Origin of the sequence: Alicyclobacillus tolerans, assembly GCF_900142255.1 — a bacterium.
Taxonomy (GTDB): domain Bacteria; phylum Bacillota; class Bacilli; order Alicyclobacillales; family Alicyclobacillaceae; genus Alicyclobacillus_I; species Alicyclobacillus_I tolerans.
Window position 1 is genome coordinate 56,255 of the sequence record NZ_FRAF01000001.1, and the last position, 26,708, is coordinate 82,962.

Below are 26,708 nucleotides of genomic sequence, written 5' to 3' on the forward strand. Positions count from 1 at the left end.
TTACAGACGAATCAGCAAACTGTCAGCAAAAAATTCAGTCACCAGAAGGCTTGTCCTCTTTCCTCAATGGAGAAGAATTAAAGCTAGAAGTTAATCTATCTAAATCACCCTCAGCTAGAGGCAGTAGAATTTCTTCAAGTATTTTGGCCGATCTCGGTCGAATTCCTGCAAATTCTGAAAGGTGATAACGGAGAATGCGCCGCAAATTTTGCACAATAGGCGCGGATAGATACAAATGGCCCAGTCTTTGAATAGGGACCCACATTAGAGCGCGCAAAATTTTTAACTCTTTTTCAGACAAAGGTATAGCCCGCTCACCAGAAAGTGGATTCCTGGAATTCCAACATCGCTGACAGAGAAATTGCCCCAATCGTTCTGCATACCCGTGAGTAGCATCAACCTTATCTTCATTTAAATAATTCCCACAAATCCCGCAATATTCCACATCAGGAGCGACGCCTGACCAGCGCAAGACCCGAGCTTCCAAAAGCATGGCAAGCATGCTTATATCCGATTCGTCTAAATTTTCCATCAGGTCATAAATGCGATCGAGCACCTGAAAAGGTTCTTTGTTGCCATTAGGGTATTCAGGAACAGAGAGACGAACGAGATCAGAAAAGTAGGCAGCATACGCTGCCTTTTCGACACTTACTTGTGGTCCCTTGGGAGACTCCAATAATTCTGCCTGCAAAATGGTGGCCATCCCCGAACCCAAACGCATTTGATAGATGGATTTTGACCCTAGATGCGTAGTAGCGCGAAGCTTGCTGTGAGGTTTTTTAGCGCCACGAGCTATTGCAGAAAGCGTGCCACTTTCGGAAAGCAATTGTAAAATAGCATGAGACTCCCCATAAGGTTGGCTGCGCAACACTCTTGCCGGCAATTGTAGTTGCACAATGAACCACCCTCTGCTTTCCAATGTGTTTTGAAATCAAGAGTTTTACTCTTCGGACTCTGAGCCTATTTCTTCAACCTGATCTTTGACATCCCGTATTTGCGTAAAATCCCTGTACAGCAAATAGGCGTCAATATCACCTGTCAACGTGAAGATTTGCCACGTAAAATCCCGCAACCGAACTCAACTCCTCTGATGAAATTGGGATGGTGTCGGAAACGTGACACGCTTCTGTTGTTAGGGTGTGGAGGACGGGTGTGGATATACTATGAATCCATTGGTAAACTGGTGAAGGCTGATAAACAAAACTGTCCTCAATTACCACAGATTCTATATAAATGCCCATTTGTCGATCCCGATGGACATTCAAGAAAGATTCTCAAAACCAAATCTGCGCAAGACAGAATCATCATTACGCCAATCTTTTTTGACCTTGACCCACAATTCCAAATACATCTTGTTGCCAAGCAATCTTTCCAATTCAGCCCGGGCTAACTCCCCTACTTTTTTTAACATAGCCCCCTGTTTACCAATCAAAATACCTTTTTGGCTGTCCCGCTCAGTGTAAATGACTGCCTGAACATATAAAGTCCCTCTCGGACGCTGTTCCATTTGTTCTAAAACGACTGCGACTGAATGAGGGATTTCTTCACGAGTCAAATGGATTACTTTTTCTCGAATCATCTCCTCAATGAGGAAACTTTCTGGATGGTCGGTGACCATATGATCAGGATAGTACTTTGGACCTTCCGGCAAAACGAACATGATTTGCTCGGTCAGTACATTTAATTGAGTGCCACGTTTAGCCGACACAGGGATATGCTCGGCAAAAGGATAGAGCGACTGATATTGCTCAATTTTGCTTAAAATTTTGCCTTTTTCTTCGGCATCGATTTTATTTAATACCAAAAATACAGGTGTTGTTAAATCCTTCATACGCTGTAAAATCTGTCTATCCTGGTCGATTTGCGAACTAGTGATATCGGCTACAAAGAGCACAACATCGACTTCCCTAAGAGCTGCCAAGGCAGTCTCTACCATCGCTTCTCCAAGTCGATGTTTGGGTTTATGGATACCTGGAGTATCTATAAAAATCATTTGTCCACTATCCGTTGTCACTACACCGCGAATTTGATGGCGCGTTGTCTGGGGACGATTGGACATAATTGCTACTTTTCTGCCGACCAGTTGATTGAGTAAAGTCGACTTTCCGACATTCGGACGACCAACAATCGCCACAAATCCGGAACGAAAAGCAGGGTGCTCTTGAGCCATTTACATTACTCTCCTGTCCATACTTCATCGTTTTTTAGGTTTTGCTTGTCGGCGGCAAACCAAGTTATCCAACTCAGTACAGCAGTCAACAGCACAAGCCCGGTAGATAAAAAGCGCGGATGAAAAATAAGATTTAAACGCCATGGCCAATTCACAAAAGCTAAGGCAATAGCCAGCATTGCCGCCATAAAAGCAAAGACCAACACAGCACCAGCCGCTGCATCTTTCGCAGCTTTGGCCAGAGTATTCCATTGATGCTGTACCAGTAAGTCAACCACAGCCTCCAAAGAACAGTTGATCAATTCTAAAGCAAAAACTCCACCAGCCGCCATTAGCCCTAAAATGATTTGCCACCAAGTCGGCTGGATAAGTAAATCAAACACCAAAAGTAACTGAAAAATAAAAAAATGAATGCGCATATTGCGTTCTCTTCGTAAATTGCTAAGGATGCCCTGATAGGCCATCTCTAACGAATGTAAGAAAGATCGGTTTTTGAACTGTGTATGCAATGACATGGGCATTCGTATCATCTGGTCAGCTGGAGACTTTGCAAAATCTCTTCCTGCAGGCCAAACATCTCTTTTTCTTCTTCTTCTGAACCGTGATCAAAACCTAACAAATGCAAAAATCCGTGTACAAGCAAAAAACCAAACTCACGGCGTAACGAATGATTATAATCCTTTGCTTGTTGAATAGCCATGGGTAAAGAAACGACGATATCACCCAGTAAAATCGGTTCGTTAGGCAAACCACCGATATCCTCCCCCTCTAACTGAGGAAAAGATAGGACATCTGTTGGCCTGTCCACATTACGATACTGTAAATTTAACTGATGAATGGTCTTGTTGTCGACCAACAGTACCGAAACCTCGCCCGAACAATGCAAATGCTTGGCCGCAGCCATGAGTACAGTCTCCACATACTCTTCAATCGGCATTAACTCATCTGGAACGGCAACTTCTGCATCTAGAATGACCGATAGTGAAGTCTCACTCATTTTCCCACTTCCTTACGCAATTTATCGATATCCGGATACTCAATTCGCGAATGATAGATCCCTTTCAGTGTTTTCATAAACGCCGAGACCATAACATCCAAATCCTGCAGGGTTAAGTCGCATTCATCCAATTGACCATCCTGTAAACGATCTTTGATTATTTTCCGAATAACGCCTTCTACGCGATTGGGCGTAGGACGCGCCATACTGCGCACAGCCGCTTCAATCGCATCACAAATCATGACAATTGCACATTCACGCGTTTTAGGTTTAGGTCCGGGATAGCGAAAATCGTCTACCCGTACTGTTCCGTTTTTATCCATCTCTTTAGCCTTATTATAAAAATACCAAAGAATCGTCGTTCCGTGGTGAGTTGCACAGATATCTTGAATTGGCTTCGGCAATCCTGCCCGCTGCAACATGACCAATCCATCCGTCACATGGGAAGTGATGATGAGATGGGAAAGGCTTGGCGCAATCTTTTCGTGTGGATTTTCTTTGGTCATCTGATTTTCTACAAAAAACATAGGCCGTCTCGTCTTGCCGACATCGTGATAATACGCACCAACGCGGCAAATAAGTGGATCGGCTCCTACCAATTCAGCTGCTGCTTCAGCCAAATTGCCGACAATGAGACTGTGATGATATGTGCCTGGCGCTTCCAATAACACTTTTCGCAAAAGGGGATGATTAGGATTTGATAGTTCCAACAAACGAATCGCTGTCAACAAACCGAACGTCGTTTCAAAAAACGGTAAAATCCCCATAACCAGTACTGCACTTAAGACGCCATTTAAAAGCGCCAACCCCAAATGAACAGATAAATCATGGAAAGAAGCACCATTGTCCATTTGCATAAAATGAGTCGCCAATACACTTATCACATTCACACCAGAAACTAAAAATCCTGCACGCATAAACGTACTGCGACTCGTCACACGGCCCACACTATAGGCTCCTACCAATGAACCGATAAAGCTGTACAGCACATATTCAAATTGAAATCCAAAAGCAGCCGCTACCAAAAAAGAAAAATAAAATGACGTGACCCCCGCTAATGAACCGTCCATCATAACCGATACCAGCATCGCACCGAGCGAGATCGGCATCAAAAAAGGAGCTGCTGAAGGACCGCTGTCCACGACAGACTTGGTTAAAGCTATCAGAATGGACACGAGAACAAAAACAATCAGTAAAACCAAAAGCATTAAATTATCCAGCCTGCGACGCGGATCTCGCCTTTCCACGTAAGCAGCAAGCAAACCCACAGAAAGGATAACGTAGAGAGCAAAACCAAATACAATGCCGAAATTAGGATGACCACTGTAAAGACCTACATCCATCAGTTCACTTTGGACACTGTTGGTGACTATACCATTTTTCGCTACAATGACATCGCCTTGATGAATCATTATATTGGCCACACTTTTGGCAGCTGCCTCACGCGCAGCTTCGGTAGCCTGCTTTTGATAAATCATGTTAGGTTTAAGCACACTGCTCACTACATTTTGCACGATCAAACGGGATACACGATTCAGGTCGTAATTGAGCATCTGCCGATCAACCAACAAACTGGCCTGCTGAAGCGAGTCAGAATAAAAAGGCACCCCGAGTAGTTCTTTGACAATGCGTTCCGAAACACTCTGCAAGATGCCTACATCTTGAGAGGACAATGTTGAAAGCGCCTGTAAAGTAGCCATCGACACCCCTTTAGGGGCAATAGATTGAAGCGACTCGATACGTTGAGCCTGACTGAGCGATTTATCTGTGGATTCAGAAATCGCTGCATTATATAGCTCGTCTATCTGTTGTAAAGCCTGTTCTAATACTGCAGGCGATTGTACATATTGTTTGGGCACGTGTGCCATAGCTTCTTGGCGCGCCTCTTCTGTTGCCTGAGTATTGACTGTGGTGATGGGAGAACGAATGGTGACCGGGCTCACCTGTCCCACAGCGAGATGATATTTAGGAGGCAGCACTGAAGAGAGAAGAATGGCGTACACCAAAATGACCATCAGCATATAAATGGCCAGGCGAATCCGTTTGGACGCTCGAAAATCTGGATTGTCCAATATACGTCGCAAAACCATATACCACTTGGACGTGGTCATGCACTCAATCTCCTTGTTACGCAAAGACTACTATATTACATCTTGAAACAGTCAGTCATTATCGGCAAGATATTCTACACACCTTGCGTCTTCGTCAATAGATTGGCATGTGCATCATAGGCTTCAATAATCTTTTGAACCAAATGGTGACGCACAACGTCTGACGGACTAAAAAAGTGAAATGCAATGCCCTTGACCTCTGATAGAACACGAATGGCTTGAACCAAACCTGACTCTCGTCCTGCAGCTAAGTCAATCTGGGTAATATCCCCTGTAATCACCATTCGACTGCCAAAACCTAGTCGGGTCAAAAACATCTTCATTTGCTCTACAGTCGTATTCTGTGCTTCATCCAATATGACAAACGAGTCGTCAAGCGTCCGACCTCGCATATACGCCAGAGGAGCTACCTCTATTAAACCTCGTTCCATAGCCCTTTGCACTTGTTCAAGTCCGTAGACATCATTTAATGCATCGTACAGAGGGCGAAGATACGGATCGACCTTTTCCTGCAAATCTCCAGGTAAAAATCCGAGTTTTTCGCCCGCCTCAACCGCTGGACGGGTGAGAATAATCCGTTTGACCTCACCTTTTTTTAATGCCATGACAGCCATAGCTACCGCGAGATAGGTTTTTCCCGTACCAGCCGGTCCTATGCCGAAGACAATTTCTTGCTGCTTCATATATTCAACATAACGCCGTTGTCCGAGCGTCTTCACACGTACCGGTTTCCCTTTATGAGTGACCGCTACTTCCGTCGTGTAAATGGGAATCAATTCTTCCAATTCATCCTGTAACGCGAGTTCAATAGCATACCGATAATCAGCGTCCGTCAAGTGAACTCCTAAATGTGAAAGTTGAGTTAACGTACGCATCAGGGCAATCATGCGTTCTGTTTCCACTGATGTGCCGCTAAAGGTTATATCCGTACCACGCGTAGTCACTCGTGCCTTGAACGCTTGCGCCATAAGTTCCAATAATAAATCATTAGGTCCGAGCACAATAACAGCTTCTTCATTGTTCGCAAATGTCCATTTGCGTATGGACGTCTCTGAGGTCAATCGATGAGCCACTCCCTCAATTTGCTTTATGTATGACTCGAAGTTGACGGTGAAGAACCATTCTCTCCTGACGTTACTGGCGGTATAGGAGCCGGAACGCCGACGTTTTCCTCAGTTCTTGTAAGAATGGTCTCATATAGAGTACCACGCTCGACTCTTCGGTGTAAAACGGTCTGACCAAGAATATGCCCTTCTTCTCCAATTTGTGTGGCGACGTCCGATCGCGCTAACTGTAATGCTTCAGCTTCTGCTTTCTGCTGTGATTTAAGGAAAAGGCTAGGAGAGACTTCATAACGACGTACCGTTTCCCATTGAATCGGCAAAACATATTGACCCAAGCGCCAATCTGTCTGACTCGGCACATCGAGCACATGATGATAGTCTGGCTCTCTAAATCCCCATACACGCAGCAAAAACTGACCGGACCGTAAATAGTAGCGAGTAACATATTCTCCTGTCAGACGGCCCTGAGACACTTTAAGAGGTACTTGAACGATTGAGGTGTACCAAACTTCACCCAGAACATCTCCAGATGCGGATACTTGCGCAGCTCCATCGGCCAGGGTTCCGCTGATGGCCACTTGGCCTGGCATAACAGTCTGTCCATCCCTCACCATCGTTAGCCCGCGTGTGGCGTATACATGAAGAATGACGGCCGGTTTACTAATCACAATATTCACAGGTGTCTGATTCAGTGCCTTTGGGGCTTCAATTTTAGGAATGACCTGTATTTTAGCCACAGAACCTTCCATTCGCACTCCAACCCACACTACATCTTTAGACTGTTCGCGAATCTCTTCCTGTAATTGCAGAAGTGGCGGCAAATGATGCTGAAATGCGCCTACATACAGCCCAGAATCTTGGGCAGCCTCTTGGACCGATTCATAGATAGCTTCATTCGGAGCCTGAATGTCTACACGCCAAACCATTTGTGACAATCCATAGAGCAAGCAGACAAAGAGAATTGCTCCACCAGCAAATACGCGTCTTTGCCAAAGACGGCGCAGTATGAAAATTCCCCCACGACGTTCAAGGACTCGAAATTTCACTTGTGTTCGTCTGCAAAATGTATATAAAAGACCAATCTCCCGAACGTCCAGATGTAGACGTAACGTATGGGTAGAAAATTGAATAGAACGAACTTTCACACCTGCACGATGGAGAAGCGTCAAGACTTCTTGACGACGTTCGCCTCGCAACTCCAGGATGACACTTCCTGCTGGGAACCATTTTAGCCATGGCTTCTTCATCTTGCTTTGCCACCTTTGATATACTTCATTTCCTGAACATCGCCTCGAATATGAATCTCGCTGGCTGTAAGCAAAATCACTTCGAAATCGTTGCCTATAATCTTAAGTTGGTAATCTCCCACATCACACCATACTTCGTTGGCTGACACATGAAGGAGCGACTCTAGGCGTTCAATGACAATCTCAGAGGCGTTGATGCACGTCACTCTACTTGCGTCGAGTAGAACGTCTTGTGGTAAAGACAGCCATTCCGTTGCAGCACCCTTCATTTTTTGCGTCCAACGCGACAACCGTACCACCCTTTCTCGGCAACGCTATTCTTTAAAGTATGTCCGAGTCCACTTAACTATCACCTTTTGAATATCAGAGAGACGAGAGAAAATAGAAGTTCTTGCCCTTGTGTTTATTGTGGTACAGGCAAAACAAAAACCCGGATAGACACATCCGGGTTTAAAATAGAGAGATTTCTTTTATGGTATTTCTTCAAATTTCAGGCGCTGATGAATATCTGCGTCTTGAGAAGCTTAGGCTTCTTTGCCACTAAGCAATTCTGCGACAACGCTCTGCACCAGTTTCCCATCCGCCTGACCACGCAACCTGGACATCAATGGCCCCATCACTTTACCCGTGTCCGCTTTCCCAGTGGCGCCAACTTCGTTCATCACTTGGGTTGCTATCTCACGAATCTCAGCTTCTGAAAGCTGTTTAGGTAAATACTCAGTCAGAATAGCAATTTCAGCTTCGGCTTCAGCGACTAAATCGCTTCGACCAGCTGATTCAAAAGCTTGGAGGGAGTCCTTACGCTGCTTTAATTCACGTGAAATAACTGCCTGGACTTCACTTTCCTCAAGCGTTTTGCCCAGTTCAATTTCACGATTTTTGACAGCAGAGCGAATCATTCGGATGACGGACAGGCGCACCTTGTCCTTGTCTTTCATCGCCTGTTTCATATCTTCTGCTAGACGAGCCGACAAGTCCATGGAACGTCTTCACTTCCTCAATAAGATTTGCGACGATTCTTACGAGCGGCTTCAGACTTCTTTTTGCGGGCCACACTCGGCTTTTCATAGTGCTTCCGCTTGCGGATTTCCGCCAAGACACCGTCCCGGGCCGTCGCCTTTTTAAAGCGACGAAGCGCGCTGTCCAACGATTCGTTTTTACGAACCTTTACTTCGGACATCTTTCTCCCTCCCTCCGGCACGAAGCAATGACGTATCAGGCGTATTATAGTATAGCGCTTTTTTGAGTGTCAAACACGAATTCAATTCATGACAGTTTATCTGCCAGCATAATTCTCTTAGAGAACGTTTTGTCCACCCTGATACCGATACCAAAAATAGGTCTCTTCGGCAACTGCAACTCGTGCGGTACAAGCCCATCGACCTAAAAAGCGAGGTGGCTCCATCAGAAATGATCTCTCATCTCTTGCTGGCCTTTTTTTCTCTTAGCGCCTTTCTCTCCGGCCTTTGGGCTTTGCGATATGGATTGCGCCAATTAGCAAGTAAACGTGTTGAAGATCTATTAGAAAAGCTCGTCCGCACCCCTACACGTGGTATTTTTACAGGAACTATAGTCACTGCTCTCATGCAAAGCAGCGCGGCTGTCACAGCCATCGCCGTGGGATTAGTTTCCAGTGGAAGCTTAACCTTTCGCTCAGCTCTTGGTATCGTGCTTGGCGCCAACGTCGGCTCGACAGTAACACCACAAATGATGCAGTTAAACCTGCGCTGGTTGGTCTACCCTACTCTCGTGGTTGGACTGCTTGGTTTACTCTCGCGTGAGCGCAAATGGCGATTCTCGGCTCTAGCCGCCGTTGGTTTTTCAGCCGTCTATCTTGGTCTGGAAACGTTGGAAAACGCACTAGCACCCCTCAGTAAAAGCCCATATTTTGCCGAACTTTTACGTAACAGCACTTTCCATCTTGAAGGTGCTATTCTTTGCGGCATACTGGCCAGCACATTACTTCAATCCAGTACAGCTACAACCCTAGTAACCATGGCGTTGGTCCACGATTCCAGCATATCACTTACATCAGCCATCGCTATTGTTCTAGGCGCCAATATTGGTACTTGTCTCACATCGGTCATAGCCTCGATTGGGCAGTCACGAGCTGCTGTGCAGGTTGCGCTGTTTCACGTTTTGCTCAACATATTTGGCGTATTGGCAATTTGGCCTTGGATTCATCCCTTTAGCCGTTGGCTTGTGCGTTTAGATCATCATCCGGAACAAGTGGTAGCAAATGCCCATACCCTGTTTAATGTCTTCAGCACCCTGTTAGTTTGGCCATTCACACGTACTTACGCCCGTTTCATTGAACGATTATTGCCGAACCAAATGAACTCCTGAAGAAGTGCCAATCCGTTCGACACCTAAACTGAGCATCATACTGGCTACCTCCATGGTACGCACGCCTCCCGACGCTTTTACGTGCGCTCCTGCCGGCGACGCTAACGCTTGCATGATATAGACATCAAGACCATGAGCGCCTGCTGTATGAAATCCGGTAGATGTTTTAATATAATCAACCCCAGCCGCAAGTGCCGCAATAGAAGCTTTCATAACGCGATCGACCGTCAGAGCGCTCGTCTCCAAAATGGCCTTGACCATCGCCTGCGGTGCTAAACGATTCACCGTCTCGACAACGGCAGAGACAGAAGTCATCACTGCTTGCACATCATCTTCTACCATAGCCCCAAACGGAATAACTACATCCAATTCCTCCGCTCCAGAAGCTAAAGCAAGTGACGTTTCAAATACCAGTTGCTCGGGAGTCACAGCACCATGAGGGAATCCAAGCACTGTGCAAACAGATACGGTCGATCCGGCTAGAGCTTCGACTGCATCGCGAACGTAGCGGGGCTGAACACAAACAGCAGCAAACTGATGCTCTTTGGCCTCTTCACAAAGGGTGAGTACATCAAGCAATCCAGCGTCTGGACGAAGCAACGTGTGATCTATCATCGTGTTTAACGCATCGCGTGAAACGGTGGGATAAGGTAACGATTGTAGAACATGGTGAACTTTGGCCAGCGCATCTTGAGGTGTCTCAGTGCTCACCGATTGACCGACACGCTGAAGATAAGCAGACATGATGGCAGGATGAGTCGCAGAAATTTCTTCTACAACAGAATCAAGCAACGAAATCACAAGCGGCCGCACTTTATGGACGCGCAACTGCGTGTCTGGCTCGGTGTCGTCCCATGTCTGACGAAGCATTTGCCCTCCATCCAGAAACACTTTAGCCTTGTCAAAGATCCAATGCCAATTCATGTAACCTTTTTCTGCGTGAAGTTGCTTCGCGTCTTCCCATGGCAAATAATAGGCGGATTGAATCTCCTCTGCCTGATGCCTCGGTTCCTGAAGCGCATCATCCGCTTCCAAAAGAAACATTCGCACTTCTTTATGGATAGTCGTTCCATGACGCATCACTGGATATTCTACACGGCCAAGGCTAGCTACTAGTCTGGAGCGAATCCCCGTCTCTTCCTCAATCTCTCTAACCGCAGCCGCCTCCCAGGATTCCCCTGGTTCCAAATGCCCCTTAGGTAAAGCAACGTGCCCATAGGCGTCGTCAATCAGCAATACCTCGCGTTCACCGTTCTTTCTGCGAATCACCAGCCCACCAGCAGCCCGCTCAATTGGTTGAAGACGCTTCACGCGGAACAGCTCCCTTCTTCATCGCTATCCAAGGCCGCAAAAGTCACCTGCGCCTCAAATTGTCCCATTTGGATGTCCGATCTCGCTTCACTAAGCCGCACGCGACAAACCTCACCGATGAGCGATTCCGCTCGAATACCCTCTGGAACAGTAAAGGCCATACGCAAATAATTCGCTGCATGACCCACCAGCATAGGACCGTCTTCCTTGCGCGTTAATTCCTTCTCATTCAAACCGCTTTCCAACCACGGTTCTTCGGGAATGACTTCGAAGGAGTCACCTAACAAACCCTGCGCGTATTTCTGTGTAAGCTCCCGTGAAAGCTGAATTAAACGCTGCACTCTCTCTTCTTTCACATCTTCATTAACCTGCTGCGCAAATTTTGCTGCAGGTGTGCCTTTGCGCTGCGAATAAGGAAAAACATGTATCTGGGCGAACGACTGGTGCGTTAAAAAGTCGACGGTTTCTTGAAATTCTTCATCGGTTTCACCCGGAAAACCAACAATAATGTCCGTCGTAACAGCCAAGTCGGGAAGTGCTGTGCGTAAATGACCAAGTTTCTCCAAATACTCCGCCATACGGTAGTGGCGATTCATACGCTTCAATACTGTGTCACTTGCTGACTGTAGAGGGATATGCAAATGGTTGCAGATTTTTTTCGACGATTGTAAAACTTCAATCAAAGCATCATCAATCTCGCTGGCCTCAATGGAAGAAATACGCAGGCGATAAAGATCCTCTTCACATTCCAAATCCCGCAATAAGTCCGCTAAACGATAGTTGTCCAAATCTTCTCCATAGCCGCCTGTATGAATGCCCGTCAACACAATTTCTCGATACCCCGCACGAGCCAGTTTACGCGCTTGAGCCAGAACCGATTCTGGCTGACGGCTGCGAATGAGCCCACGAGCATGCGGAATGATACAAAATGTGCAGAAGTGATTACAGCCATCCTGGATCTTTAAATTGGCGCGAGTTCGATCGTGGAAAAAAGGTACATCCATTTCTTCAAACTCTTTAGATTTCAAAATATTGCCAACATCAATCAGCGGCTGATCTCCTGCGCGAACTTGTTCAACGAGATCAACAATAGACATTTTGCGGTCATTACCTACAACTAAATCCACACCGTGAATTTGCGCAATTTCCTTCGCCGCCATCTGTGCATAACAGCCTGTCACAACCACAAGAGCATCTGGATTGGTGCGCACCGCTCGGCGAATGGCTTGACGAGACTTGCGATCCCCCAGATGAGTCACTGTGCAAGTGTTGATCACATACACATCTGCTGGTTCCGTAAACGGAACTTGTTGATAACCTGCTTGTTGAAAACGATGCCAAATTCCTTCTGTATCATAAAAGTTCACTTTGCACCCGAGGGTATGGAACGCAACCGTTGTCACAAATTTCCCTCCAAGTCACCGGAAAGTTGCAGGACTATGCTCGCAGCTACCAGTCCAGCAGTTTCCGTGCGAAGTTGTCTCGGTCCTAACTGCACACCAATGGCACCGAGTTGATGGTAAAACCATTGCCGTTCAGCGTCAGAAAATCCACCTTCCGGGCCAATAAACAAGACAAAATGACGTTTGCCAGATTTCAGTTCATGCTCCACTGCCTTTCCCAAGCTGTTTCCCTGTGGCAACTCGTCACACACTAAGCATGTCGCCTCTGCCCGATCCGGCAACTGTTGCTCCAGTTCATTGCGCGAGCAGGCAACTGTTACTAGTGGCTGGATGTCTCTTTGCGACTGAGCAGCCGCTTCATTGACTATTTTTTGCCATCTGTCCCTTTTTTCTTGCCTTTTCTTCGTCAGTTGTATCACAGAACGCTCTGTTTGATAAGCTATGAAGTGACTGACACCCAGTTCTGTCATGTGCTGAAAAATATCATCCATTTTTTCGCCTTTGGCCGCACCTTGTACTAAAGTCAAACGTATGTGCGGCTCATGGCCAGGATAACGGGAGATTGGGCGCAGCGTCAATCGCAACGGCGACTGTTGCGCCTCGTCAATTTCGCACAACCACGGCTCCCCTTGGACAACCGCAACTAAACGCTCGCCATTTCGCACACGAAGAACACGCACAAAATGATGAGCTTGAGCCTCATCTACCATCCAAACTTGTCCCATTTTCAATTCTTGTTCAGGCATAAAAATACGCGGCATCACGTGTAAGAAGCCTCCAGCAGTATCCAATCATTTTTTTGATAGCGATGGATAGTTTGAAAACCACTTTGAAGAAGCGCTTCTTCGACTTGTGGAGCATGCTGTTCGACGAATCCCGAGACAAGCAGCAAACCGCCTGGCATCAATCTTGAACGCGCTTCAGGTATCAGTTCAATGACAATATCACGCAAAATGTTGGCCACAATGACATCATAGCGGACTTCTTTTGAAAAACCCTTTAGTAAATCGCCTTGCGAAACCTCTACATGAACTTCGTTCAATCGCACGTTTTCCTTGGCTACAGAGACTGCCACCGGATCGACATCCAGAGCTTGAACTTCTTTCGCGCCAAGCTTCGCAGCTGTAATCGCCAATATCGCTGTACCGCACCCTACATCAAGCACTCGCTTGTCCGCAAGTGTAATTCGCTCCAGAGCTTCCATAGCAAGCTGAGTGGTTTCATGTGTGCCTGTTCCAAACGCCATTCCCGGTTCAAGGCGAACAGAGACACGTTGTGTATCTACATGTTGATCCCAATTCGGAATAACGAGCAGACGACGCCCGACCGGTACAGGAACATATTCATGCTTCCACCCGTCGGCCCACTCTTCTTCATCTACCAACGACCATTCACTCAACACATTTCTTTCTTCAGAAAGAATCTGAAAAACTGAACGCTCAACACCTGCAACAAGCGCAGCAATATCGGCTTCTTTATAAGTTTCCGGAAAATAAACACGAACCACCTGTTGATCGGTTTCCAACAGTGATTCATCAAACCATTCACCAAACTCCGGATGGGGCGGTTCGTCTTCCGTTCGACCTTCTACCGCCACACCTTGAACATCCTGCATCTCTAACCAGAGAGCACTGATGACATCCGCCTGGTTGCGCGAGACAGTTTGCTTGATTTCCCACCATTTCAATTTTTATCCCTCGTTTCCCCAGGTCTGCACCCACTCTATCATCAGTGAAGAAAAAGACTGCCCGCCAACAGCCAAGGGCTGTCTTTAGCAGTCTTTGACCCAGCGAGCATCCATCAAAATTGAATCAGGAATTACCCAAAAAACTTTTCATCCGATCGACAAACGTGCGAGTTTGCTCTGATGGCGACTCTCCCAATTCTCGCCCCAGTTCGCGGAGCAACTCTTTGCCTCGTTCACTCAGTCCTGTAGGCGTAATCACATGAACTCGCACATGCTCATCACCGCGTTGGGTCTGTGAACCCAGTTTGGGAATTCCCTTGCCACGAAGCCTGAACGACGTACCATTCTGCGTGCCTTCTGGAATACGCAATTTAACTTTGCCATCCAGCGTCGGTACTTCAATTTCATCGCCCAACGCCGCTTGAACAAAAGTCAATGGCACATCTACATAGACATTGGTTCCATCGCGTTCAAACACTTCGTGAGGTCGAACTCGAATCACAATATGCAAATCACCTGGCTGTCCGCCACTCGGACTCGTTTCACCAGCACCCGGCATACGCAACCGCGTGCCGTTGTCGACACCAGGCGGTACCTTGATATGGATGGCTCGACGAACTCTTTTCCGTCCCTGCCCCGCACATTCACGACAGAGTTGTTCAATGATTACGCCACGTCCGTGGCATACTGGACAAGGTCGACGATTCACCATGCGACCAAAAGGCGTATTGACGACGTTTTGCTGTTCGCCCGATCCGTTACAAGCTGTGCAGCGCCGCGTCTCTGTTCCGGGCTTTGCACCCGTACCTCCGCAGTTATCGCAAGTCTCTGTGCGCGGCACCTGGATTTCCTCTTCCACGCCAAAGGCAGCATCCTCGAAATCAATCACCAATTCATATTCCAAGTCTTCTCCGCGCTGTGGACCGCGAGCAGTCCGCCCACCAAAAAACATGTCAAAAATATCGCCAAAACCCGAAAAATCGCCAAACGGATTTTCAGCACCTGAAAATCCTCCCATACCGCCATTTCCCGAAGTAGCCTGATGACCAAACTGGTCGTAACGCGCCCTTTTATCGGGATCGGACAAAACCTGATAAGCCTCCGTCAACTCTTTAAACTTTTCGGCAGCGTTTGGATCATTTTTATTGACATCAGGGTGGTTCTGGCGGGCCAATTTGCGGTAGGCGCGCTTGATCTCGTCAACTGTCGCGGTTTTTGAGACGCCCAAGACTTCGTAATAATCGCGCTTATCCACTGGCTACCTACCCCCTCTCCTAACCACAAGTAAACGCGCGGCGTGGCAGGCACGGCCGCGCGAAGACGCGAATTTGTGAACAAGTTTATTTGTTGTTATCTACCTCATTGTACTCAGCATCAACCACATTGTCATCTTTCTTGTCAGTGTCTCCAGCTTCCTGTCCACTCTGTTGTTGCGACTGAGCAGCTTGCTCATAGAGTTTGGTGGACAGTTTATGCAAAACATCTGTCAGTTCCTGAGAAGCTTTATCCACTGCAGCATCGTCTTCTCCCTGTAACGCATCCCGCAAAGCTTGCAGTTTGCTTTCCGCTTCTGACTTCAACTCGCTGTCAACTTTGTCACCCAAGTCTTTCAGGGTCTTTTCGGTTTGATAAAGCAAACTATCCGCTTGGTTTCGTTTCTCAATTCCCTCACGGCGTTTACGGTCTGCTTCAGCATTGGCTTCCGCTTCACGCACCATGCGATCGATCTCGTCTTTCGACAAGCCGCTGGAAGCTGTAATGGTGATACGCTGACTCTTGCCTGTTCCCAAGTCTTTAGCTGACACATGGACAATGCCATTAGCATCAATATCGAAAGTGACCTCAATTTGCGGAATACCACGCGGTGCCGGGGGAATATCCGTTAATGTAAAGCGACCCAATGTCTTGTTGTCGAGCGCCATTTCCCGCTCACCCTGGAGCACATGAATCTCCACAGATGTCTGATTGTCAGCCGCAGTGGAGAAAATTTGACTCTTCGAAGTCGGGATGGTGGTGTTTCTATCAATCAATCTCGTGAACACGCCACCCAGCGTTTCAATGCCAAGAGATAGCGGGGTTACATCAAGCAAGACGACATCTTTTACTTCACCCGTCAATACACCCGCTTGAATGGCAGCACCCACGGCTACTACCTCGTCAGGATTAACGCCTTTTGACGGCTCTTTACCAATCAATTTTTTGATGGCTTCCTGCACTGCAGGTATACGTGTTGAGCCACCTACTAAAATCACACGATCAACATCATTTGCCGAAAGACCCGCATCCGAAAGAGCTTGGCGTGTTGGGCCGAGCGTGGACTCCACTAAATCTGCCGTTATTTCTTCAAATTTGGCACGTGTCAAATTGACTTCCAAATGTTTGGGACCTGTAGCGTCCGCTGAGATAAACGGCAAAGAAATCGTTGTTGTAAGCGTCGAAGACAACTCTTTTTTGGCTTTTTCAGCTGCATCTTTCAGTCGCTGCAAAGCCATCTTGTCTTGACGCAGATCGATGCCGTACTCTTTTTTGAAACTATCCGCTAGATATTGGATGATCCGTTCATCAAAGTCATCGCCACCCAAACGATTGTTACCACTGGTTGCTTTGACTTCAAATACTCCATCCCCCAATTCGAGGATGGAAACGTCAAACGTTCCACCACCGAGATCGTAAACCAAAATGGTTTGTTCGCCTTCTTTATCAAGACCATAAGCAAGAGCAGCGGCGGTCGGTTCGTTGACGATACGCAAAACTTCCAAACCAGCAATCTTACCTGCATCGCGCGTTGCCTGACGTTGCGCGTCACTGAAATAGGCAGGCACCGTAATGACGGCCTGGCTCACTTTCTCGCCTAAAAAGGCTTCTGCATCTGCTTTCAGTTTTTGCAGAATCATGGCTGAAATTTCTTGTGGTGTATAGGATTTGCCGTCAATTTCAGTACGGTGATCTGTACCCATATGGCGCTTAATAGAGATAATCGTTCGATCTGGATTGGTGATGGCTTGACGTTTCGCCACATCTCCAACCAGGCGTTCTCCTTCTTTCGTGAAGCTGACTACTGAAGGCGTTGTCCGATTGCCTTCGGCATTCGGAATGACCACTGCTTCTCCGCCTTCCATAACAGCGACACACGAGTTGGTGGTGCCTAAGTCTATTCCTATTACTTTTGCCATTCGTAAACCCCTCCTGATGACCCTAAACTTCTTCTAAGGTAGATAAACAACTATATTTGATGTATGTAACGGCAGAAAAGCGGCGGTCGAGAGTCTAACTACATGGTTACTTTAACCATTGCCGGCCGCAATACTTTGCCGTTTAGTAAATAACCTGCCTGAAGAACTTCGACGACCGTTCCGGACGGATACTCCTCTGAAGCAGCTTCTTGCAACACGGCGTCGTGAAATTCTGGATTGAATGGTTGGTGCAACGGTTCCATTCGTTCAACACCCTGCTTTTGCAAAAGTGTCTGCAATTGGCGATGAACCATGCCAATGCCAGTGGAAACCTGCTCTGAAACTCCTTCCTGCTCAAGAGCAGGAAGCGCGCGGTCAAAATTATCAAGCACTGGCAAGAGTTCAGCCAGTAAAGTGCGGGCTGCTGATTTGACTAATTCTTCCCGCTCTTGACGAACTCGTCGACGAAAATTATCAAAGTCCGCCATGGTGCGAAGTAACTGCTGGCGAGTTTCCTCCAATTCTGACTGCAATTTCCCCAACATATCCGGTTCTTCTGCTATCCGTAAATCCTCTTCCAATCCGGATGCGTTTCCCGCCTCTATCGGTTCTTCCAAAGAAGATTGGACAGCATCAGCGGTTTCGACTCTTTCATCATTCGAGTTTTCCTCGCTAGCGTCGAAGTCATTTTGCTGTTGTTCTTCTGACACGCTCTTCCCTCCACAACCTTGCTATTTTAATACGCTAGCCAAGTGAACGATTGGCGCAGATTATCCTCCAAAATCATTTCGTTCGGTAAGCAGTTTGGACAATGCTCTGGCGGCGTAATCGAGTACTTTGACAATTCTTGCATAGTCCATTCGCGTTGGTCCAATCACACCCAGACGGCCGACTACCTCGTTGCCAATTCTATACTCAGCGCCAATCACTGCACAATCCTGTAAAGGCAGCGCAACGTTTTCCGAGCCAATCCGCACACCAATACTGCCACGCTCCGCGTTGGGTAACAAGTTCCCCAATTCCTCTGTTCGCTCAAACAGTTCAAACAGTGGGCGAACTTTATCAACATCGCGAAATTCCGGCTGTGCCAGAATGTTTGCAGCCCCACCAATGTATACTTGATGCGAACGTTGGCTCGCTTCAGACAATTCATCAAGAAAAGCCAAGGCGTCCTCATAACTCGCCAAAAGTGTGGACAGTTCCGCAGAAGCTACACGATGCAATCGAGATCGCAAACGGGAAATGGGTACGCCAACCAACTTGTCATTCAGTAACTTGACAAGCGAAGCGATATCTTCACCTGCTACATCATCTGACAGTTGCACTTGTCGGTCTTGAACGTGGCCCGTGTCCGTTACCAGTATGACCACGGCTCGGCTTGGCGCAATCGGTATCATTTCAATTTTTCGCACACGTTCCTGATGAGTACGTGGCCCAAGCACGACAGATGTCTGTTGTGTAATGTGGGAAACAACCTGCGCTGTCTGCTGTATCAAACGTTCCATTTCACTTAACTTTTGCTCGAACAATGAACGCAATGTGGCTACAGTTTTTCTGTCAACAGACGGTTCATCCATCAAATTGTCCACATAAAAACGATAGCCTTTTTGTGATGGCACGCGGCCTGCCGATGTATGCGGTTGATCCAAATATCCCAACTCTTCCAAATCCGCCATTTCGTTGCGAATTGTGGCAGCACTAAATTGAATGTCATGATGTTTGGAGAGTGTCCGCGAACCTACAGGTTCAGCCGACCGCACGTAGTCATCGACAATGGCATGCAAAATTAAACGCTGTCGATGTGATAACATGGCCAACCCTCCTTTGTTAGCACTCCATTTATTCGAGTGCTAAGTTACTCTTTGACAATAGCAACGTAAATGCCTTCTGTCAATCTTCCGTGACCGTCGCCACAAACTTCTCAAAAATTTCATTAGATACCGCCCAATACTGAAGAGGTAGAGAAACAAAATCGCCTTTTTGCTGCAGATAACCTTGCTGGAACAGAGATTCCCATACTTCTCCAAACAACTGTTGTGGAACTGCAGAAAACCGTTCTTCAAACCGCCGCAAAGAAATTCCATCACGCAATCGCAAACCAAGAATCATCGTCGTCTCAGCAGCTTCGGCATAAGTTTCTGAAATGGCGCTTGCATGCGGGAGACGTCCATTTGCAACCATTTGGCAATATTCCAGCAGAGATGAAACATTCTCATAGCGAGTACCATTCACGTTGCCATGCGCGCCCGCGCCTGCAGCAAAAAAAGGTTCATTACGCCAATAGACCAGGTTGTGCCGCGCCTCTGCTCCTCGTTCAGCAAAATTGCTAATTTCGTATTGGCGCAGATACGCTGACTCTAATAGTTCGCGTACCTGTCCATACATATCAGCTTCAGCATCTTCTCCCGGCAAGGGAAGTTGATCGGCAGCTTGCCATTGAAAAAAAGGCGTGCCTTCTTCAACTTTCAGCCAATATGCAGAAATATGTCGTACATGAAGTGATAAGGCGCATTTGACCGATTCTTCAACGTCCGCTTTACTTTGCTCTGGCAACCCAAACATTAAATCCAAATTGATGCGTTGGAAGCCCAGAGATTGAGCTCGTTCTACACTAGAAGCAATATCATCCACATTATGAATGCGACCAATCGACATCAATAACCGTTCGGAGAAAGTCTGTGCACCAAACGAAATGCGATTGACTCCAGCTTCCAATAATGTTTCTAATTTTCCCACATCCGCCGAACCGGGATTCGCTTCCACGGTCCACTCAACGTCTGGCGCAAGCGGGAAATAGGCTCGGACTGCCGCTAGCACTTTCTTAAGCAAAGGTATCGGCAGACGTGTAGGCGTTCCACCTCCAAAAAAGACCGTTTGCAACGGTTGCCGAGCTTCTTTACCCAGCCATGCCAATTCCTGAACGAGCGCTTCCGTATAACTTTCCATAAGGGAGGGTGGCGCTACATAGGTGTTGAAGTCGCAGTAAAAACAGCGGCTTTGACAAAAAGGAATGTGCACATATAAAGATGTGGGACAGACACTCCACATCGCATCCCGCCGTTTTTGTCCCTGCTTGGCAAACACGTTCATCACTCCATTTTCAGCACGGCCATAAATGCCTCTTGTGGCACCTCCACATTCCCTACCTGTTTCATGCGTTTTTTACCTTCTTTTTGCTTTTCAAGCAATTTGCGTTTACGCGTAATATCGCCGCCATAGCATTTCGCCAATACATTTTTTCTCATGGCGCGAATGGTTTCCCTAGCAATCACACGCTGACCGATCGCCGCTTGAATGGGCACTTCAAACATTTGACGCGGAATCAGTTCTTTTAATTTCTCGCAGAGCACACGCCCCCGCTGATAAGCTTTATCGCGATGAACAATGAAGGAAAGCGCGTCAATGGCTTCACCATTTAAAAGCACGTCCATTTTCACCAAATTGGACGCTTGATACCCACTCAGTTCATAGTCAAAAGACGCATAGCCCCGGGTGGACGATTTAAGGCGATCAAAAAAATCATAAACAATTTCAGATAATGGCAGTTCATAAATTAACGTGGTACGTGTAGCATCCAGATATTGCATGTCTTTGAAATGTCCACGTTTCTCCTGGCACAACTCCATAACCGACCCGACATGATCTTTAGGGACAATTATAGAGGCTTTCACATACGGTTCTTCAATCCGTTCGATCCGATCTGGAGTTGGCATTTCACTCGGATTGTCAATTTCCAAGCGATTTCCATCCGTAGTATAGACGTGATAAACCACCGAAGGCGCGGTCGTAATCAGCGTGAGTCCGTACTCTCGCTCCAGACGTTCTTGCACAATCTCCATATGCAACATCCCTAAAAACCCGCAACGAAAACCAAATCCAAGAGCACTTGAAGTTTCTGGTTCATAAGTCAGCGCCGCGTCATTCAGTTCCAATTTCTCTAGCGCTTCACGCAAATCTTGGTACTCTGCAGAATCGACAGGATAAAGTCCACAGAAGACCATGGGATTGGACTTGCGATAACCAGGCAACGGCTCTTTAGCCGGACGGTCAGCCTCCGTCACCGTATCGCCTACACGTGTATCGCGAACATTTTTAATGCTGGCCGCAAAATATCCAACTTCTCCAGCTAAAAGCTCGTCCACAGGAGTCATGCGAGGTCGAAAAACACCTACTTCATCGACTTCAAAAGTGGCTCCAGTCGCCATCATTCGTACGCGCATCCCTTTTCGCAGCGCACCGTTAACTACCCGCAAATAGACGATCACACCGCGGTAGGAGTCGTAATGCGAGTCAAATATGAGCGCTTGCAGAGGTTGGCTGTCATCTCCTGCTGGGGCAGGAACCTTCTGGACAACCTGCTCCAAAATTTCACGGATACCAATCCCTGCTTTTGCTGACGCCAAAACGGCTTCAGAAGCATCCAAACCAATAATATCTTCAATTTCCTGCTTAACTCGTTCAGGTTCCGCACTGGGCAAGTCAATTTTATTAATCACAGGGAGGATTTCCAGATTATTTTCGAGCGCCAAATAGACATTGGCTAAAGTCTGCGCCTCAATTCCCTGCGCCGCATCCACTACTAACAGAGCACCTTCGCAAGCTGCAAGCGAACGCGAGACTTCATAAGTGAAATCTACGTGACCTGGCGTATCAATCAGGTTCAATTCGTAAGTGTTGCCATCTTCCGCCTGATATTCAATGCGAACCGCCTGAAGCTTAATCGTAATACCGCGTTCACGTTCCAGATCCATTTGGTCGAGCAATTGATCTTGCATTTCTCGTTCAGCAACAGTTCCTGTATATTCCAAAATCCGATCGGCAAGTGTCGATTTACCGTGATCGATATGAGCTATTATAGAAAAATTCCTGATGCGCGACTGGCGTTCGTGCATGGGAAATTCATTGCCCCCTTGGCGCCGCATGAAATAGGCCGCGTACAACGCGCGGCACATCGTCTCTCGGCACAGTATAGCACAAATGGCAATCAATCACCCTGCAGTTTTGGCCGATCCGATTGCAATTTAATGATGATGAACGTGCTGACCCGTTTTGATACCTTCAGCGGCATGCAATCCCTCGCGTACAATAAAGTAGAGAAGAAATAGAGCAGCTATCGGATCGACAAACCACCACCCGAAAAGATAGTGCAAACCGAGATCGGCCAGAACGATCCAGCTCATATACGTACAGACGACGTTACAAGCTGCATCGCCCATCAGTGATGTACTGCATAACACTCTGCCCATTCGACGTTTTTGAACAGCAAACCAAGGTGTGATGACAGAAGAGGCTGCAGTAATCGCAAGGCCAAGCGGTGTAAATTCAATGCTAGCGTGTGTGCGTAAATCTTCTCCAGCGCGAATCGCAATATAAGCGGCTAATAAAAAAAGTAGACCACTGACTAAAGCGCTGGCCACTTGCTCCGCACGCTTGGAGATGCGCACTTGACCAGTCTGCAGTTCTATCCACAAACGCACAACCAAAATCATACCGGATATGAGTTCAATGGCGCTGTCCATACTGATGGCTGACAGAGACAAACTGCCGCTCTGATGAGCAGCCACAGCAGATAAAGCTGCTTCTGCGGCTATCCAGCCAACCGATAGTAGTTCAATTTGCACTGCATGCAACAGCCAGCGACCGCGTTCGTGGAGTAGATGATTGCCCATATTTCAGCCTCCCATTTGTGTACTGCTTGGATCTGGTTGTTCTAAAAAGAGGGTTTTGATAATACTCGCCAGCATCTGACCAAATCCGTTCTGTACGCGATTGCCAAGAAAGGCTCCGCCACTGTCTACCGCATTGCCAAGCGGGCTTTGCATGCGGTCAAGTGCCTGACTGATAGGTCCATCAACAGACCCTATACCGCCTTGTCCATAGTTCGTCGAACCATTGCTGGGCGTGATATTGACCGAAGCAGGAGCAGAAGAAGAAAAATCAGGTGTTACCCATGAATCGCTTCCTGAATTTGCGCCATACGATGGACTGGTTTCTGGCACAGGGTTAGCCATAGCTGTCACAGAGGTGCTCGGTTGGGATACAGCGCCGCCGAGCGCAGATACGCTAGCCGCAAGCCCAGCAAAAGCGGCAGTTGCCGCACCAACAAACATTGTGGTAAAAATAACGCCTGCCACTAACGTTTTTAACTTGCGTTTTATAGCTATCCACGACGGATCCGATACCATTTACGATTCCTCCTGATACTCTTGCATTTGTCAAAAAGGTATGCGGACATCTATAAAGTTATGACAAGCTGTTTGCGAGATTCATAGATTTTCTGATGTCATGGAAAAGTAAGAAGGAAACCTGAACCCAATAGCGAAATTTGACTCATTGTAGGAAAAGCATTTATGAGGTAATGAAAGAAGGAAAAGAATGTCAAATATCAGTTTGCCTTTGTCAGTAGATCGGCCAAGGCCAAAAATCAATTCGTCTTCATTCCATACCTATCCAACAAATTCTGATTCTGCTGCCAATGCTAAGAATGATTTTGCCAGTCTCCTGCTCTCTGAACTGCTCAGCATGGAGGAAAACGGCTATTCTACAGACAATCTTTCGAGTGGCCTTAATACGGCAGCCTTGTTGTTGGATGCGAGTCAACCTATGAACGAAAATGGCGGCGGAAACTCTTTCACCAATTTGACGGACAGCATTCAAGCCTACCTCAATGCGTTGCCCGGACTACTCAATGCTGAAGACTCCCTGAATGCTGCCACAGAAGACAGCAGCCTGTACGGACTTGACACTTCAGTCATGTCGACAAATCTGGATCCACTGAGCAATTCAATAGATAACCTAGAGATGGCATCTAATCCGTTATCTGAAATAAGCAATGAAAATCTATGGGCAGACATAGAAGAATCTTTGCTGGCGAATGAATCTACAGGTCATACAGCGTCTACCGCGATTCCTTCCAATGGAGCAGCGATATCCAATTTACTCAATTCATCCAACCCTATCCCAGCCAACGATTCGCTGGATTCATCAGTGTCGGTTGCATCCATTCAAAAGGCGATTCAAGCTGCTGCAGATATGTACAATGTACCTGCAAATTTGATTCAGGCAGTCATTGAACAGGAGTCGGGAATGAACCCAACAGCTGTTTCCAGTGCGGGTGCCTTGGGATTGATGCAGTTAATGCCCTCCACTGCTGCTGCAATGGGTGTAGAAAATCCACTGAATCCTCAACAAAACATATTCGGTGGAACAAAATACTTGTCCCAATTATTGCAACAATATCATGGGAATACGGCACTCGCACTAGCAGCTTATAATGCAGGTCCAGGTGCGGTTGATTCTTATGGGGGAATCCCACCCTTTCCAGAGACACAAAATTATGTTGCTAATATTCTTCAAAAACTGTAATCATCCAACCTTCTATCCCTACGGCTCTGAAAGGCTGCGTCGACAGCTGTCACTCAGAGCCGTTTTTAATGAAGATGGTTTGAAAAACTTTCTTAAGTTAGGATTAATGCATGAAGAGGGCAGCATCCTCAAGCGTCATGGCTGGATGCAAGGCAACGTTCAAACCTTGGGCTACAACTTTAGCCATATCTGTGAGAAATTCATCAATTTCTTTGGGCGTGACTACTAAATTGTGTCCAACGGGGGTTAAAACTTCTCGAACTAAATCTACTTTCTCTCGAGTGTTAAATCTATCAAAAATGGCGTTAGCCGCATTACCTGGAACTTTTCTACGCAACTCTTCCAAAACCAATTCTATCGTATCTCCAGCAATCGTTGCCGCTTCCACAACTGTAGGAATGCCAATAGCCAATACTGGAATTCCCAGTGTCTCTTGATTAATCGGTTTGCGATGATTACCCACACCAGCTCCAGGTTGGATACCAGAATCGGCAATCTGAATGGTTGAATTAACACGAGACAAGGAGCGGGCAGCAAGAGCGTCAATGACTATGACTGCGTCCGGGCGCATATTTTCTACAAGCCCCTGAACAATTTCGCTCGTCTCAATTCCTGTAATGCCAAGAACGCCAGGCGCAACCGCAGAGACCGAACGATATCCTTTGCCATCCCCGAGTATTTGTGGCATATAGTGAAATAAATGCCGAGTTACAAAAAGCTTTTGCACCACCTGTGGCCCTAGTGCATCAGGCGTTACATCGCGGTTACCGAGACCTATGACAAGAATGGAAGCTCGTTCGGGAAGTTGAATGAGAGATTTTAACTCATTTGCAAAAGCTTCTGTTACCCGTTCCTGTAAGTCTGGATCTCGACGACGAAGCCCTGGAGCTTCGAGTGTAATATATTGACCCTTTTTTTTGCCGATTTTTCGTTCAGCAACTTTGGTTTTCACATGTACACGCGTAATCGTTATTCCTTCTAAATGTTCTTCTGATTCGTCCAGTCCTTCAATAGGTGCGGGTTTACCAACCATCATCTCGCGTGCCTCAATAGCCAAATCGGTCCTTGGACTATAGGCTAAACGCTGTTTGGTGGGCAATATGGATATCGGCCTTCCTAAGCGTTTATGGATAGATTTTGTCATAAATCTCTCTCCTTCAGTTGCGCGAGTGTAAAGGCTATGGTATGCTGACGACTGTCTGTAAGCATGCATGTTGCGAAGGAGGTGAGATTGTGCCGAACATCAAGTCCGCTGAAAAACGCGTGCACGTCACCAAGCGGCGCACTTTGCGCAATGCCTCGCTGCGTTCCGCCCTTCGCACGACTTTGAAAAAGTTCGATGTGACACTCTCGCAAAACGATGTGGAACAAGCTCGTCAAGCTTTGCGCATTGCCACACGAGCTCTGGATAAAGCGGCGACCAAGGGGATTATTCACCGCAATACGGCGAGCCGCAAAAAGTCGCGATTGACCCGCCGCTTCAACACTTATGAAAAGAACATGGCGTAATAAGAGCAAAAAACGCAAAGGCGACCCTGCAGAGGGTCGTTTTCATTTTTAATCCATCCGTCCAAAATTTTCACTTGCGGTCAATCTGGTCTCTTCTTTGGCCGCTTGAACGAGCCGTTCTAACATACTATCACTTGAAATGGTGGTTCTTCTTGTGGAATGTCCAATCTTGGACGGTCTGGTCGATGCCCCCGATAAATGGTGATCGTGAGATGGCAAATCATTGGGTTGTTGTTCTTGCATTTGCTGCAACCAACGTTCCAATCCTTCACGAGCACCGGGAACCAATAGTTTACGACGTCGGCGAGCCATGCTTGAGACCCCC

At 47.1% G+C, this 26,708-nt stretch carries 28 protein-coding genes; 3 read left to right on the plus strand and 25 right to left on the minus strand.

Annotated features, from left to right (window positions below; all coding sequences use genetic code 11):
- Positions 1 to 34: 34 nt before the first annotated feature.
- The 11 genes from recO to rpsU all read right to left on the minus strand — a co-directional run bounded on the left by recO (position 35) and on the right by rpsU (position 8,769).
- Positions 35 to 895, minus strand: coding sequence for a DNA repair protein RecO (gene recO / locus BUA75_RS00325; protein WP_072872584.1), 861 nt, complete (start codon positions 893 to 895; stop codon positions 35 to 37).
- 45 nt (positions 896 to 940) lie between these two features.
- The gene (locus BUA75_RS00330) at positions 941 to 1,072 is read right to left on the minus strand and encodes a YqzL family protein (RefSeq protein ID WP_072872585.1); all 132 of its coding nucleotides are present in this window, start codon (positions 1,070 to 1,072) and stop codon (positions 941 to 943) included.
- 189 nt (positions 1,073 to 1,261) lie between these two features.
- Positions 1,262 to 2,170: a GTPase Era gene (gene era, locus BUA75_RS00335; RefSeq protein ID WP_072872586.1), complete on the minus strand. Its 909-nt coding sequence runs from the start codon at positions 2,168 to 2,170 to the stop codon at positions 1,262 to 1,264.
- A 5-nt stretch (positions 2,171 to 2,175) separates the two neighbouring features.
- Positions 2,176 to 2,700: a diacylglycerol kinase family protein gene (locus BUA75_RS00340; RefSeq protein ID WP_072872587.1), complete on the minus strand. Its 525-nt coding sequence runs from the start codon at positions 2,698 to 2,700 to the stop codon at positions 2,176 to 2,178.
- Entirely contained in the window at positions 2,697 to 3,167 is a 471-nt protein-coding gene (gene ybeY / locus BUA75_RS00345; protein WP_341350417.1) for an rRNA maturation RNase YbeY, read from the minus strand. The genes BUA75_RS00340 and ybeY overlap by 4 nt, the downstream gene beginning before the upstream one ends.
- Positions 3,164 to 5,278 (minus strand): HD family phosphohydrolase, encoded by a 2,115-nt coding sequence (locus BUA75_RS00350; protein WP_072872588.1) that lies wholly within the window; start codon positions 5,276 to 5,278, stop codon positions 3,164 to 3,166. Before BUA75_RS00350 ends, ybeY begins: the two co-directional genes overlap by 4 nt.
- Before the next feature lie 74 nt (positions 5,279 to 5,352).
- Positions 5,353 to 6,339 (minus strand): PhoH family protein, encoded by a 987-nt coding sequence (locus tag BUA75_RS00355; RefSeq protein ID WP_072872589.1) that lies wholly within the window; start codon positions 6,337 to 6,339, stop codon positions 5,353 to 5,355.
- Between the two features lie 26 nt (positions 6,340 to 6,365).
- Entirely contained in the window at positions 6,366 to 7,589 is a 1,224-nt protein-coding gene (locus BUA75_RS00360; protein WP_072872590.1) for a sporulation protein YqfD, read from the minus strand.
- Positions 7,586 to 7,879, minus strand: coding sequence for a YabP/YqfC family sporulation protein (locus tag BUA75_RS00365; RefSeq protein WP_072872591.1), 294 nt, complete (start codon positions 7,877 to 7,879; stop codon positions 7,586 to 7,588). Before BUA75_RS00365 ends, BUA75_RS00360 begins: the two co-directional genes overlap by 4 nt.
- A 234-nt stretch (positions 7,880 to 8,113) precedes the next feature.
- Positions 8,114 to 8,569 carry a GatB/YqeY domain-containing protein gene (locus BUA75_RS00370; RefSeq protein WP_072872592.1) on the minus strand — a complete coding sequence of 152 codons (456 nt, stop codon included), beginning with the start codon at positions 8,567 to 8,569 and terminating at the stop codon, positions 8,114 to 8,116.
- Between the two features lie 17 nt (positions 8,570 to 8,586).
- Positions 8,587 to 8,769 carry a 30S ribosomal protein S21 gene (gene rpsU, locus BUA75_RS00375; RefSeq protein ID WP_072872593.1) on the minus strand — a complete coding sequence of 61 codons (183 nt, stop codon included), beginning with the start codon at positions 8,767 to 8,769 and terminating at the stop codon, positions 8,587 to 8,589.
- Between the two features lie 230 nt (positions 8,770 to 8,999).
- Here rpsU and BUA75_RS00380 point away from each other — a divergent pair, with 230 nt between their 5' ends.
- Complete coding sequence (locus BUA75_RS00380) at positions 9,000 to 9,935, plus strand: Na/Pi cotransporter family protein (protein WP_072872594.1); 936 nt, start codon at positions 9,000 to 9,002, stop codon at positions 9,933 to 9,935.
- Here the strand turns inward: BUA75_RS00380 and deoC are convergent.
- The 12 genes from deoC to BUA75_RS00440 all read right to left on the minus strand — a co-directional run bounded on the left by deoC (position 9,909) and on the right by BUA75_RS00440 (position 23,694).
- Positions 9,909 to 11,246 (minus strand): deoxyribose-phosphate aldolase, encoded by a 1,338-nt coding sequence (gene deoC / locus BUA75_RS16330; RefSeq protein WP_083573951.1) that lies wholly within the window; start codon positions 11,244 to 11,246, stop codon positions 9,909 to 9,911. The two genes, BUA75_RS00380 and deoC, sit on opposite strands and share 27 nt — an antisense overlap.
- Complete coding sequence (gene mtaB, locus BUA75_RS00390; RefSeq protein ID WP_072872596.1) at positions 11,243 to 12,649, minus strand: tRNA (N(6)-L-threonylcarbamoyladenosine(37)-C(2))-methylthiotransferase MtaB; 1,407 nt, start codon at positions 12,647 to 12,649, stop codon at positions 11,243 to 11,245. Before mtaB ends, deoC begins: the two co-directional genes overlap by 4 nt.
- Complete coding sequence (locus BUA75_RS00395; protein WP_238413726.1) at positions 12,646 to 13,410, minus strand: RsmE family RNA methyltransferase; 765 nt, start codon at positions 13,408 to 13,410, stop codon at positions 12,646 to 12,648. The genes mtaB and BUA75_RS00395 overlap by 4 nt, the downstream gene beginning before the upstream one ends.
- Complete coding sequence (gene prmA / locus BUA75_RS00400; protein ID WP_072872598.1) at positions 13,410 to 14,336, minus strand: 50S ribosomal protein L11 methyltransferase; 927 nt, start codon at positions 14,334 to 14,336, stop codon at positions 13,410 to 13,412. The genes BUA75_RS00395 and prmA overlap by 1 nt, the downstream gene beginning before the upstream one ends.
- Before the next feature lie 124 nt (positions 14,337 to 14,460).
- Positions 14,461 to 15,591, minus strand: a complete 1,131-nt coding sequence (gene dnaJ, locus BUA75_RS00405; protein WP_072872599.1) for a molecular chaperone DnaJ — start codon at positions 15,589 to 15,591, stop codon at positions 14,461 to 14,463.
- 85 nt (positions 15,592 to 15,676) lie between these two features.
- Entirely contained in the window at positions 15,677 to 17,509 is a 1,833-nt protein-coding gene (gene dnaK / locus BUA75_RS00410) for a molecular chaperone DnaK (protein ID WP_072872600.1), read from the minus strand.
- A 98-nt stretch (positions 17,510 to 17,607) separates the two neighbouring features.
- Positions 17,608 to 18,219, minus strand: a complete 612-nt coding sequence (gene grpE, locus BUA75_RS00415; protein ID WP_072872601.1) for a nucleotide exchange factor GrpE — start codon at positions 18,217 to 18,219, stop codon at positions 17,608 to 17,610.
- A gap of 60 nt (positions 18,220 to 18,279) precedes the next feature.
- Entirely contained in the window at positions 18,280 to 19,320 is a 1,041-nt protein-coding gene (gene hrcA / locus BUA75_RS00420; RefSeq protein ID WP_072872602.1) for a heat-inducible transcriptional repressor HrcA, read from the minus strand.
- 79 nt (positions 19,321 to 19,399) lie between these two features.
- Positions 19,400 to 20,599 (minus strand): radical SAM family heme chaperone HemW, encoded by a 1,200-nt coding sequence (gene hemW, locus BUA75_RS00425; protein WP_341350419.1) that lies wholly within the window; start codon positions 20,597 to 20,599, stop codon positions 19,400 to 19,402.
- Positions 20,599 to 22,431: a translation elongation factor 4 gene (gene lepA, locus BUA75_RS00430; protein WP_278247815.1), complete on the minus strand. Its 1,833-nt coding sequence runs from the start codon at positions 22,429 to 22,431 to the stop codon at positions 20,599 to 20,601. The genes hemW and lepA overlap by 1 nt, the downstream gene beginning before the upstream one ends.
- Positions 22,432 to 22,530: 99 nt before the next feature.
- Positions 22,531 to 23,178, minus strand: a complete 648-nt coding sequence (locus BUA75_RS00435) for a cation efflux transmembrane domain-containing protein (protein ID WP_072872604.1) — start codon at positions 23,176 to 23,178, stop codon at positions 22,531 to 22,533.
- Between the two features lie 3 nt (positions 23,179 to 23,181).
- On the minus strand, positions 23,182 to 23,694 hold the full coding sequence (locus BUA75_RS00440) for a hypothetical protein (RefSeq protein ID WP_072872605.1): 513 nt from the start codon (positions 23,692 to 23,694) through the stop codon (positions 23,182 to 23,184).
- A gap of 190 nt (positions 23,695 to 23,884) precedes the next feature.
- Between BUA75_RS00440 and BUA75_RS16485 the strand changes: the two genes are divergently transcribed.
- Positions 23,885 to 24,874, plus strand: a complete 990-nt coding sequence (locus tag BUA75_RS16485) for a lytic transglycosylase domain-containing protein (RefSeq protein ID WP_278247816.1) — start codon at positions 23,885 to 23,887, stop codon at positions 24,872 to 24,874.
- A gap of 103 nt (positions 24,875 to 24,977) precedes the next feature.
- Here the strand turns inward: BUA75_RS16485 and gpr are convergent, their stop codons facing one another.
- A complete protein-coding gene (gene gpr, locus BUA75_RS00450) occupies positions 24,978 to 26,018 on the minus strand; it encodes a GPR endopeptidase (protein ID WP_083573952.1) in 1,041 nt (346 codons plus the stop codon).
- 89 nt (positions 26,019 to 26,107) lie between these two features.
- Between gpr and rpsT the strand changes: the two genes are divergently transcribed.
- The gene (rpsT, locus tag BUA75_RS00455) at positions 26,108 to 26,383 is read left to right on the plus strand and encodes a 30S ribosomal protein S20 (protein WP_072872606.1); all 276 of its coding nucleotides are present in this window, start codon (positions 26,108 to 26,110) and stop codon (positions 26,381 to 26,383) included.
- 48 nt (positions 26,384 to 26,431) lie between these two features.
- Here the strand turns inward: rpsT and BUA75_RS00460 are convergent, their stop codons facing one another.
- Positions 26,432 to 26,695 (minus strand): hypothetical protein, encoded by a 264-nt coding sequence (locus BUA75_RS00460; protein ID WP_072872607.1) that lies wholly within the window; start codon positions 26,693 to 26,695, stop codon positions 26,432 to 26,434.
- Positions 26,696 to 26,708 lie beyond the last annotated feature (13 nt).

What these genes read in the sequence shown, in the direction of transcription:
- era (WP_072872586.1), bottom strand. Translation starts at nt 2,170, where the DNA reads ATGGCTCAAGAGCACCCTGCTTTTCGTTCCGGATTTGTGGCGATTGTT.
- BUA75_RS00340 (WP_072872587.1), bottom strand. Translation starts at nt 2,700, where the DNA reads ATGATACGAATGCCCATGTCATTGCATACACAGTTCAAAAACCGATCT.
- ybeY (WP_341350417.1), bottom strand. Translation starts at nt 3,167, where the DNA reads ATGAGTGAGACTTCACTATCGGTCATTCTAGATGCAGAAGTTGCCGTT.
- BUA75_RS00350 (WP_072872588.1), bottom strand. Translation starts at nt 5,278, where the DNA reads ATGACCACGTCCAAGTGGTATATGGTTTTGCGACGTATATTGGACAAT.
- BUA75_RS00360 (WP_072872590.1), bottom strand. Translation starts at nt 7,589, where the DNA reads ATGAAGAAGCCATGGCTAAAATGGTTCCCAGCAGGAAGTGTCATCCTG.
- BUA75_RS00370 (WP_072872592.1), bottom strand. Translation starts at nt 8,569, where the DNA reads ATGGACTTGTCGGCTCGTCTAGCAGAAGATATGAAACAGGCGATGAAA.
- rpsU (WP_072872593.1), bottom strand. Translation starts at nt 8,769, where the DNA reads ATGTCCGAAGTAAAGGTTCGTAAAAACGAATCGTTGGACAGCGCGCTT.
- BUA75_RS00380 (WP_072872594.1), top strand. Translation starts at nt 9,000, where the DNA reads ATGATCTCTCATCTCTTGCTGGCCTTTTTTTCTCTTAGCGCCTTTCTC.
- BUA75_RS00395 (WP_238413726.1), bottom strand. Translation starts at nt 13,410, where the DNA reads ATGCCGCGTATTTTTATGCCTGAACAAGAATTGAAAATGGGACAAGTT.
- dnaK (WP_072872600.1), bottom strand. Translation starts at nt 17,509, where the DNA reads ATGGCAAAAGTAATAGGAATAGACTTAGGCACCACCAACTCGTGTGTC.
- hrcA (WP_072872602.1), bottom strand. Translation starts at nt 19,320, where the DNA reads ATGTTATCACATCGACAGCGTTTAATTTTGCATGCCATTGTCGATGAC.
- hemW (WP_341350419.1), bottom strand. Translation starts at nt 20,599, where the DNA reads ATGAACGTGTTTGCCAAGCAGGGACAAAAACGGCGGGATGCGATGTGG.
- lepA (WP_278247815.1), bottom strand. Translation starts at nt 22,431, where the DNA reads ATGCGGCGCCAAGGGGGCAATGAATTTCCCATGCACGAACGCCAGTCG.
- BUA75_RS00435 (WP_072872604.1), bottom strand. Translation starts at nt 23,178, where the DNA reads ATGGGCAATCATCTACTCCACGAACGCGGTCGCTGGCTGTTGCATGCA.
- BUA75_RS00440 (WP_072872605.1), bottom strand. Translation starts at nt 23,694, where the DNA reads ATGGTATCGGATCCGTCGTGGATAGCTATAAAACGCAAGTTAAAAACG.
- BUA75_RS16485 (WP_278247816.1), top strand. Translation starts at nt 23,885, where the DNA reads ATGTCAAATATCAGTTTGCCTTTGTCAGTAGATCGGCCAAGGCCAAAA.
- gpr (WP_083573952.1), bottom strand. Translation starts at nt 26,018, where the DNA reads ATGACAAAATCTATCCATAAACGCTTAGGAAGGCCGATATCCATATTG.
- BUA75_RS00460 (WP_072872607.1), bottom strand. Translation starts at nt 26,695, where the DNA reads ATGGCTCGCCGACGTCGTAAACTATTGGTTCCCGGTGCTCGTGAAGGA.